The sequence below is a fragment of the Gordonia sp. (in: high G+C Gram-positive bacteria) genome, assembly GCF_049299075.1.
Lineage (GTDB): Bacteria > Actinomycetota > Actinomycetes > Mycobacteriales > Mycobacteriaceae > Gordonia.
The window spans coordinates 1-8,324 of sequence record NZ_JBAQWU010000421.1; the positions used below are offsets into that span (position 1 = coordinate 1).

Here is an 8,324-nt window from a genome sequence, read left to right on the forward strand (position 1 = left end):
CTATGAGGGCGCGACACCAGATCAGCCGCCGAAGGTGCGCTCGAAGCCTTCCGGGAGGATCAGGTCATCGCGACTGAGGTCGGCGACGTCCGCCTTACCCAGACCCATGAGCGACGAGTCGATGCCCATGCGCAGCAGGTCGAGTACGTTCTCCACACCGGCCTGACCATTGGCGGCCAGACCCCAGAGGTAGGCCCGACCGATCATCACAGCCTTGGCACCGAGAGCGAGCGCCTTGGTGACGTCGCTGCCGCGGCGGATACCGCCGTCGAGCAGCACATCGAGGTCGCCGCCGACGGCGTCCGCGATCGGCCCGAGCACCCGGATCGTGGCCGGGGTGCCGTCCAGGTTGTTGCCGCCGTGATTGGACACCGAGATGGCGGTCGCGCCGATGTCGACGGCGCGCTTGGCGTCGTCGAGGCGTGTGATGCCCTTGACCATGAACTCCCCACCCCACTGCTCGCGCAGCCACTGCAGGTCCTCCCAGGTGGGCGGCGGGGTGTTCATCCAGGTGCCGTAGACGTCGAAGAACGTCGGACCGGGCTCGCCCTTATGCGCAATGTTGGGCGCACTCAGGTCCGGAACAATCAGCCTGCCGTCGCGGATCCAGCTCATCGCGAACTTCGGTTTAGTGATCATCTCCGGCGCGAGCTTGGCGATCGCCCGCACATCCACCTGCTCGGGAATCTCCGGGCTGCCCCAGTCGCGGCCGACGTTGAACACCCAGTCGGTGGTGACGATCAGGCCTTTGCATCCGGCCTCGCGGGCGCGCATCGCCCGCGCCAGGATGTCCTCGCGACTACCGAGCCAGTAGATCTGGAAGAAGACCTTGTCGTTCACCGCGGTCACTTCTTCGACCGGCTTAGACGCGAAACTCGAGAGTCCCATCGCGGTACCGCGGGCCGCGGCGGCCCGCGCAACAGCGACCTCACCGTCCGGATTGACCGCCTGCACACCCGTCGGCGAGATCATCACCGGGAAGGAGATCTCTTGTCCCATCACGGTGGTGGCGAGATTTCGTTCGGGGGTCGCCCCCACCACATGCGGCGCGAAGCCGATCTCGCCGAAGGCCTCGACGTTGTCGCTGAGCGTGATGCCTGCCTGTGTACCGGCCACCAGCGACGAGTAGATGGTCTTCGGGAGTCGCTTGCGCGCCCGGCGCTGCGCCTCCCCGACAGTCTCGAACCACGGATTGCGGCGCCACGGATTCTTTTCCAAGAACTCAGACATTTTCGACATCAAGGATTCCTTAGGTCAGCTCTATCGAGCGGCGATCACGCGAAGGGGGTGGAGAACGGCAGCAATCAAGAACAGCAGGACGTCGACGCGCAGCCGGTCGCGCTGGTCGGCGCAAAGCCGGCGAGCGGATTCTCGTCGCAGTCCCGCGACGGCGGACGGGTCATCAGCGTCAGCGGCACACCCCGCGAGTGGTCCTTGTTGGCGGTGGGCTTGCTGCGCTCGCCGACCAACAGCTGTTCACCGTAGCCCTGCACACATTCGGGGTCGGGACCGTCGAGCGGAAGCCCGGTGAAGAACTTGGCGGCCATGCAACCGCCGCGGCACGCGTCGTAGTGCGCACAACTGTTGCACGCACCTGCACTCTGCGGTTCGCGGAGCTGCGTGAACAGATCCGAGCGCTGCCAGATCTCCTGAAAACCGCCGTCGGACAACAGGTTTCCGGCCAGAAAGTTCTCGTGGATAGCGAACGGACACGCGTACACGTCGCCGACCGGGTCGATCAAGCAGACCACGCGGCCAGCGCCGCACAGGTTCAGCCCCGGCAGGCCGCCACCGCTACCCCCGAACGCCGACAGGTGGAAGAACGAGTCGCCGGTCAGCACCCGGTCGCCGTTCTCCACCAGCCAGTTGTACAGGTCGCGCTGCTGCTCCGGCAGCGGGTGCAGGTCGTCCCACACGTCCGCGCCTCGGCCGGATGGCCGCAACCGTGTGATGCGCAGCGTCGCACCGAACCGATCGGCCAAAGCCTTGAACTCGTCGAGTTGCGTCGCGTTCTGCCGAGTCACCACGACGCTGATCTTGGCGTCGGCGAAGCCGGCAGCGGCCAGGTTCTCCAAGGCGCGCACGGCCATGTCGAACGACCCCGGGCCGCGCACCGCGTCGTTCACTTCGGCGGTCGCGCCGTCGAGCGAGATCTGCACATCGACGTAGTCGGTGGCCGCCAGGCGCTGCGCCACCTCGGGAGTGATCCGCAAGCCGTTGGTTGAAAACTTCACGCCCACTTGATGATCCACCGCGTAGTCGACCAGTTCCCAAAAGTCCGGGCGCACAGTCGGCTCGCCGCCGCCGATGTTCACGTAGAACACCTGCATGCGCTGCAACTCGTCGATAATTGCTTTGCACTGCTCGGTACTCAGCTCGCGCGGATCGCGTTTGCCCGAACTCGAGAGGCAGTGCACGCACGCCAGATTGCACGCATAGGTCAGCTCCCAGGTCAGGCAGATTGGGGCGTCCAGGCCGCGCTCGAACTGGTCCACCAGACGGCCCACCTGCGGCGTGCTCCCTGAGCTGCTGGCGGAGGAGGCGAGGTCACCCGTCGGCAGGCGCAGCGGCGGCGCGGTCGACGGCAACTCGTCGACGCGGGGTTCGAGCGTGGTCATGAGGACTCCTCGACGGGAATGATCATCCCGGAATCGGCGAGCGCGGTGAGCGCCTGCAGGTAGAGCGGACGTTGATCGTCGTCGATCCCGGCTGCGAGCAACGCGGCCTCGGCGCTCGGTTGGCTGGCCAGCGACTGCACCAGTTCCACGACAACCAGGTTCTTGAGGAACGAGAGTTTGCGCGTTCCGAAGTGATACAGCAACGCCCCGAATGGCTCCGGCCGCAACGCGACCGACGGATTCAGCCGCCACGGGCGATCGAGCGCGATGGACGCACTTCCGGCGACGGCAACGCCGCCGCCGGAAGCACTTGACTCGGCAATGCCGGGTCCGGCTGATGCGGTAGTCATCAGTAAACGCCGCACATCCCGTCGATGGAGACTTCCTCCACCAGCGATTCTGTGACGAGGTCCTGAGTCGTGTCCTGCTCTGCCATGTGAACCAACCTCCTTCGAGACTAAATGTGGTTCACGCCATACTGTAATGACACTCGGTGCAGAATCAAGACCGAACCGAAAATCACCGGATGAGGACATGACCAGAAGCGGACGTCCACAGGCGACGACGAAGGCCGATCTCGCCGACCTGGCGATCGTCCTGTTCACCGAGCGCGGCTTCGAGTCGACAAGTGTCGACGACGTCGCCGAGGCAGCGAGCATCTCGCGGCGCACCCTGTTCCGCTACTACCCGTCAAAGAACGCACTAGCCTGGGGCGACTTCGCGGCCCACCTCGCCGAGATGCGCCAGGAACTCGCCGCCACCCCACCCAACGTCCCCCTGGGCGAGAGCCTGCGCCGAGTCCTGATCTCGTTCAATCGCGTTGCCGAATCTGAGCACGAGGCGCACCGTCGTCGCATGCGGCTATTGCTGAAAGTGCCCGCGCTGCAAGGTCATTCGATGCTGATGTACGACGAGTGGCGGCAGATCGTGGCCGCTCATATCGCCGGGCGGCTCGGGTCTAGCCCGAACGACCACGTCCCGCAGTCGTTCGCCTGGCAGTTCCTCGGCGCCTCGATGGCGGCCTACGATCAGTGGCTCGACGACGCCGATTCCGACCTGGCCGCACTGCTCGACGAAGGCTATTCACTCGTGATCGACGGGCTGATACCCTATGTAGAACACGTTCTAGTTTCACAGAGAGCCGGTCTATGACGGAACTTACGCCGCACTCCAGCCGGAGCGCGATCCTGACAGTCGCCGAGGTGATCGACGAGACCGCCGATGCGCGCAGCATCGTCTTCGAGATCCCCGAACTGCACGGCGATAAGTTCCGGGACTACCTGCCCGGCCAGTTCCTCACGTTGCGCATTCCGAGCGATCAGACCGGTTCGGTGGCCCGCTGCTACTCGCTCGCCTCGGCCCCCGGCCATGACACGCTCCCCAAGGTGACCGTCAAACGCACTGCCGACGGCTACGGCTCCAATTGGGTGTGCGACAACCTCGCCGCGGGCTCGGCGATCGAGTCGCTTCCGCCGTCGGGAGTGTTCACCCCGGCCAACATCCATGTCCCCCTGCTGCTGATCGCCGCGGGCTCGGGTGTGACGCCGGTGATGTCGATCCTCAAGAAGGCACTGGCCGACGGAACCGGTCCCATCACCTTCTTCTTCGCCAATCGCAGCGAGAACGACGTGATCTTTGCCGCGGAGCTGCGCGAGCTGCTCGCCAAGCACCCCGGCCGCCTCACCCTGATTCACTGGCTCGAGACCCTGCACGGACGGCCATCCGCGAAGACACTGGCCACCATCTTCAAACCGATGACCGGCACCCACAGCGCATACCTCTGTGGTCCCGGCCCGTTCATGGACGCGGTGCACGAGGCGCTCAGCAAGGCGAAATTCGACCACCATGACGTGCACACCGAGGTCTACAACTCGCTGTCCGGCGATCCGTTCGAGGACGTCGTACACGACGCGGTCAGTGCCGAAGAAGCCGCCGATGCCGCCGAGGTGGAGGTGGAACTCGACGGCGACACCCACGTGCTGGTGTGGCCGCGGTCGCGGAACCTGGTCGACGTCATGCTGGCGGCCGGACTCGACGCGCCGTACTCGTGCCAGGAGGGCGAGTGCGGATCGTGCGCCTGCACTCTGGTCGAAGGCACTGTAGAGATGGAGAACTCCGGCGCCCTCGACCCCGACGACATCGCCGACGGCTACATCCTCGGATGCCAGGCGAAACCGACCTCCGACAACCTCAAAGTCGAGTTCTAGCAGAAGGCACCCATGACTGACCCAGTGGTGATCGTCGGCGGCGGCCTGGCCGCATCTCGCCTGGCCGAAGGCCTACGTGGCAACGGATTCACTGCGCCGATCACGATCATCTCGGCGGAGGACCATCCGCCCTACGACCGCCCGCCGCTCTCCAAGTCCGTCCTTCTGGGCGAGGACGACCGCGTCGATCTGAAGCCCGCCGAGTGGTACACCGAGGCCGGAATCGAATTGCGTCTCGGGACCCGGGTCACCGCCGTCGACCCCGAAAATCACACCATCACCACCGAACTTTCGTCGCCCCCTGAGCCGTCGTCGCCCCCAGAGCCGTCGTCGCCCCCTGAGCCGTCGTCGCCCCCTGAGCCGTCGTCGCCCCCTGAGCCAACGTCGCCCCCTGAGCTTGTCGAAGGGTACGGCACCCTCGTGCTGGCGACCGGGCTCGTGCCGCGCGCTTTCCCCGGCGCGGGCGGCGACCTCGCCGGCGTCCACGTCTTGCGCACCTACGACGACGCCATCGCTCTGCGCGAGCAACTGTCCGACGCGCGCACCGCCGTGGTGATCGGCGCCGGCTTCATCGGTTGCGAGGTCGCGGCAAGCCTGTCCAAACGCGGACTGACGGTGAGCGTCGTCGAACCAGCCGCCACCCCGCTGGCCGCCGCCCTCGGCGAGACCATCGGCTCCTTTGTCGCCCGTCTGCACCACGAAGCCGGTGTCACTTTCCACACCGGTACCGGCGTCACCCGCTTGATCCCCGCCGATTCCCCGCGCACGACCGCCCCCCGGATCGGCGCGGTCGAACTGGACGATGGCACCACTATCCCGGCCGACGTCGTTGTCGTAGGAATCGGCGGGTACCCCGAGCTTGCCTACCTTGCCGGCTCCGGCATCGAGCTGGCCGCCCGCGCCGATGGCGGCGGCATCGCCTGCGATACACACGGTCGCACCAGCGCACCGAATGTCTACGCCATCGGAGATGCCGCGAATTGGGCTGACGTCCAAGGGAATCGGCACCGCGTCGAGCACTGGAACCACACCGTCGAGCAGTCGGTGATCGTCGCCGCCGATCTTGCTGGCCAGCCGGCTCCCGCGCCGACTGTCCCCTACTTTTGGACCGACCAGTACGACCTCAAGGTGCAACTACTCGGGTCTCCCCGCCCGGACGACGAGGTCCACGTCGTCGACGACGACGGGCGCAAGTTCCTCGCCTACTTCAGCCGGAACGGCCTGCTCACGGGCGTTGTCGGTGCGGGCCGCGCGGGCAAGGTCATGAAGACCCGCCCTATGCTCGCCACGCCGACTCCGATCACTGAGGTCCTCCCCGCCCTCGCGGACACCATCACCGGTTGAGCGGAGACCCTTCTCGCCGGTGGAGCCCGGGACGAACGGAGTGAGTACCGGTGTCGAAACCACCCCTGACCAGTCAGTCGACGCCGGACGAGATCCTCGCTACGGTCCAGTCCCTCGGTGACCCCGAACGCGCCGCCGGCCAGCGGCGCTTCTTCAAGGCCGGCCCGGGCGAGTACGGCGAGGGTGACGTCTTCGTGGGCGTGCGGGTCCCGGAACTCCGAAAGCTCAGCACCCAGCTCCGCGGACTGCCCCGTGACACGGCAAATGCGCTGCTCGACAATGCCATTCACGAAGTTCGTCAGCTCGGACTGTTCTCCGCGATCCAAACCTTCACGCGATCCGGCGCGGCCGAGCGTGCCGATTGGGCCGAGTTCTACCGCGCCGCCCTGCGCCGTGGAAGGGTGAACAACTGGGACTTGGTCGACCTGTCGGCCTACCCTCTCCTGGGCGCGTGGCTCGTCGAGCAGGACACCCCTTCTGAACTCCTCGAGTGGGCGGCATCCGCAGATCTCTGGGAGCGTCGCGTCGGTATCGTCGGCACCTTCGCGTTTATCAAATCCGGTGCGCCCCAACCGATCCTGGACGTCGCACCAATCGTCATCGACGACCGCCGCGACCTGATCCAGAAGGCGTACGGCTGGATGCTCCGGGAGATGGGCAAACGGATAGACCGCCAGCTCCTGCTCGACCACCTGGAAGTGAACGCCGCCCGGATGGGTCGCACGGCACTCAGCTACGCCACCGAACACCTCACCCCAGAGCAGCGCACCCGCTTCCGCGCCCTCCGGCCGTGAAACCGCACGGTTTATCTGTCCGCAGCCGACAAACTGTACAGTTTCACAGATCTCAGCCGTCGAGCTCGGCGGCGCGCGGGGTCTTGCGCCACACCATGATCGCGCCGACGATCATCGGAATCTGCAGCGGGAGGCGCGCCCACGCAAGCGTCTTGAGCAGCGGGCTCTTGTTCACCCACAGCCGGACCATATTCACATTCGCTGGGAATACCGCGATGAACAGCGCAGCCGCCGCCGCGGCTGCGGTGCGCCGGGTCTGCTGCGGGATCAGGGCCGCACCGATGGCTAACTCGGCGACCCCCGAGGCGTAGGTGAGCGTGCGCGGATCGCCCGGAATCTCCTCGGGAATCAACGAATCGAACGGCTTGGGCGCCACGAAATGCAGCACTCCCATAAAGATCAGCATTCCGGACAAGGCCTTCGCGACGCGCTCGATCATGGGCTTGATCCTACGCGTCACCGCGCCGCCACCGTCTCCAGTCGGGTCAGCAACCAGCGATCGCCGTGCTTGGTCATCGTCGCCCATCGCACCACGGCGATGCGCTCGGGCTCCCCGGCAGTTCCGGGCGTCGAGATAGCCTGATCGGCGAAGACCAGCGCCCGGGCCCGCCGCGGCACCAACTCTGTCACGCCCACGTCCACCACCGTGGTGGCCATCGTCAACTGCGATGCCGTCGCCCCGGGGAACACCAGGTCCGGACCACGCGTCAGATAGTCCGCCGCCAATGACCCGGTCAGCCGATCGGCCACTGCCACCCGCGCTGAGCGATCGTCGTCGGGCGCAAATGTCATCAACTCGCCGACCGCCGCGGCGGCCGCTTCCTCGACGACGATGCGTTCGCCCTCGTCCGTCGCTTCCCTCGTCAGCCACACCGCGCCGGCCACCAGCGCGGCGATCACCGACAGCACCACCGCCGTCAGGCAGACCGCCACCAAACGCCGGTCGGCCGGCGCCGCGGGTCGCCTCATGACACCCGCTCGGTCGAGAAGATCAGCCAGCGATCGCCGGACTGGAGCATTGTCACCCGCAGAGCCACGCGATCGGTACCCGCGACGCCACCAACCAGTTCCGGTGCGCTCGCCTGCGCCACCACCAAAACCGGCACGCTACCGTCCGCACCGTCGACCCGGGTGCCGCGCTCGGGGAGCGCCAGTATGCCCGCAGAAATGACGTGCCCGGTGCTCACCGCGCCCAACTCGGCGATCGCCCCACGCAACTCGCCGCGCGCTGCGGACAGTCGGTCATGCTGCGGCCCCGTCGTGACGGCCAGCGCCTGATCAACGTACTCGTCGGGTGCCGCTGGGTCGGCCGAGAGCAGGGCCGAGATCCCCGTCACCGCGCCGTCGCGCGCCGCCTCGGC

General features: G+C 66.6%; 10 protein-coding genes and 1 pseudogene. 4 read left to right on the forward strand and 7 right to left on the reverse strand.

Annotated elements, in window-relative coordinates:
- Positions 1-21 precede the first annotated feature (21 nt).
- The 4 genes from mftD to mftA form a co-directional block, all read right to left on the reverse strand.
- On the reverse strand, positions 22-1,239 hold the full coding sequence (mftD, locus tag WAW85_RS13550) for a pre-mycofactocin synthase MftD (protein ID WP_422560128.1): 1,218 nt from the start codon (positions 1,237-1,239) through the stop codon (positions 22-24).
- A 65-nt stretch (positions 1,240-1,304) separates the two neighbouring features.
- The gene (mftC, locus tag WAW85_RS13555; RefSeq protein WP_422560129.1) at positions 1,305-2,618 is read right to left on the reverse strand and encodes a mycofactocin radical SAM maturase; all 1,314 of its coding nucleotides are present in this window, start codon (positions 2,616-2,618) and stop codon (positions 1,305-1,307) included.
- On the reverse strand, positions 2,615-2,968 hold the full coding sequence (gene mftB / locus WAW85_RS13560) for a mycofactocin biosynthesis chaperone MftB (RefSeq protein WP_422560130.1): 354 nt from the start codon (positions 2,966-2,968) through the stop codon (positions 2,615-2,617). Before mftB ends, mftC begins: the two co-directional genes overlap by 4 nt.
- Positions 2,968-3,054 carry a mycofactocin precursor MftA gene (gene mftA, locus WAW85_RS13565; protein WP_422560136.1) on the reverse strand — a complete coding sequence of 29 codons (87 nt, stop codon included), beginning with the start codon at positions 3,052-3,054 and terminating at the stop codon, positions 2,968-2,970. The genes mftB and mftA overlap by 1 nt, the downstream gene beginning before the upstream one ends.
- A 98-nt stretch (positions 3,055-3,152) precedes the next feature.
- Here mftA and mftR point away from each other — a divergent pair, with 98 nt between their 5' ends.
- The 4 genes from mftR to WAW85_RS13585 all read left to right on the forward strand — a co-directional run bounded on the left by mftR (position 3,153) and on the right by WAW85_RS13585 (position 6,963).
- Positions 3,153-3,770 (forward strand): mycofactocin system transcriptional regulator, encoded by a 618-nt coding sequence (mftR, locus tag WAW85_RS13570; RefSeq protein WP_422560131.1) that lies wholly within the window; start codon positions 3,153-3,155, stop codon positions 3,768-3,770.
- Positions 3,767-4,825 carry a 2Fe-2S iron-sulfur cluster-binding protein gene (locus WAW85_RS13575; protein WP_422560132.1) on the forward strand — a complete coding sequence of 353 codons (1,059 nt, stop codon included), beginning with the start codon at positions 3,767-3,769 and terminating at the stop codon, positions 4,823-4,825. The genes mftR and WAW85_RS13575 overlap by 4 nt, the downstream gene beginning before the upstream one ends.
- A 12-nt stretch (positions 4,826-4,837) precedes the next feature.
- Positions 4,838-6,169 carry an NAD(P)/FAD-dependent oxidoreductase gene (locus WAW85_RS13580; RefSeq protein WP_422560133.1) on the forward strand — a complete coding sequence of 444 codons (1,332 nt, stop codon included), beginning with the start codon at positions 4,838-4,840 and terminating at the stop codon, positions 6,167-6,169.
- 92 nt (positions 6,170-6,261) lie between these two features.
- On the forward strand, positions 6,262-6,963 hold the full coding sequence (locus WAW85_RS13585; RefSeq protein ID WP_422560137.1) for a DNA alkylation repair protein: 702 nt from the start codon (positions 6,262-6,264) through the stop codon (positions 6,961-6,963).
- 52 nt (positions 6,964-7,015) lie between these two features.
- Here the strand turns inward: WAW85_RS13585 and WAW85_RS13590 are convergent, their stop codons facing one another.
- From WAW85_RS13590 to WAW85_RS13600, 3 genes and pseudogenes are all read right to left on the reverse strand, one after another.
- On the reverse strand, positions 7,016-7,402 hold the full coding sequence (locus tag WAW85_RS13590; RefSeq protein ID WP_422560134.1) for a hypothetical protein: 387 nt from the start codon (positions 7,400-7,402) through the stop codon (positions 7,016-7,018).
- A gap of 17 nt (positions 7,403-7,419) precedes the next feature.
- Complete coding sequence (locus WAW85_RS13595) at positions 7,420-7,932, reverse strand: hypothetical protein (RefSeq protein WP_422560135.1); 513 nt, start codon at positions 7,930-7,932, stop codon at positions 7,420-7,422.
- Positions 7,929-8,324 (reverse strand): annotated as a pseudogene (locus WAW85_RS13600) (hypothetical protein); the annotation flags it as partial. The gene WAW85_RS13595 and the pseudogene WAW85_RS13600, both read right to left, overlap by 4 nt.

What these genes read in the sequence shown, in the direction of transcription:
- mftR (WP_422560131.1), top strand. Translation starts at nt 3,153, where the DNA reads ATGACCAGAAGCGGACGTCCACAGGCGACGACGAAGGCCGATCTCGCC.
- mftA (WP_422560136.1), bottom strand. Translation starts at nt 3,054, where the DNA reads ATGGCAGAGCAGGACACGACTCAGGACCTCGTCACAGAATCGCTGGTG.
- mftB (WP_422560130.1), bottom strand. Translation starts at nt 2,968, where the DNA reads ATGACTACCGCATCAGCCGGACCCGGCATTGCCGAGTCAAGTGCTTCC.
- WAW85_RS13590 (WP_422560134.1), bottom strand. Translation starts at nt 7,402, where the DNA reads ATGATCGAGCGCGTCGCGAAGGCCTTGTCCGGAATGCTGATCTTTATG.
- WAW85_RS13580 (WP_422560133.1), top strand. Translation starts at nt 4,838, where the DNA reads ATGACTGACCCAGTGGTGATCGTCGGCGGCGGCCTGGCCGCATCTCGC.
- mftC (WP_422560129.1), bottom strand. Translation starts at nt 2,618, where the DNA reads ATGACCACGCTCGAACCCCGCGTCGACGAGTTGCCGTCGACCGCGCCG.
- WAW85_RS13595 (WP_422560135.1), bottom strand. Translation starts at nt 7,932, where the DNA reads ATGAGGCGACCCGCGGCGCCGGCCGACCGGCGTTTGGTGGCGGTCTGC.
- WAW85_RS13575 (WP_422560132.1), top strand. Translation starts at nt 3,767, where the DNA reads ATGACGGAACTTACGCCGCACTCCAGCCGGAGCGCGATCCTGACAGTC.
- mftD (WP_422560128.1), bottom strand. Translation starts at nt 1,239, where the DNA reads ATGTCGAAAATGTCTGAGTTCTTGGAAAAGAATCCGTGGCGCCGCAAT.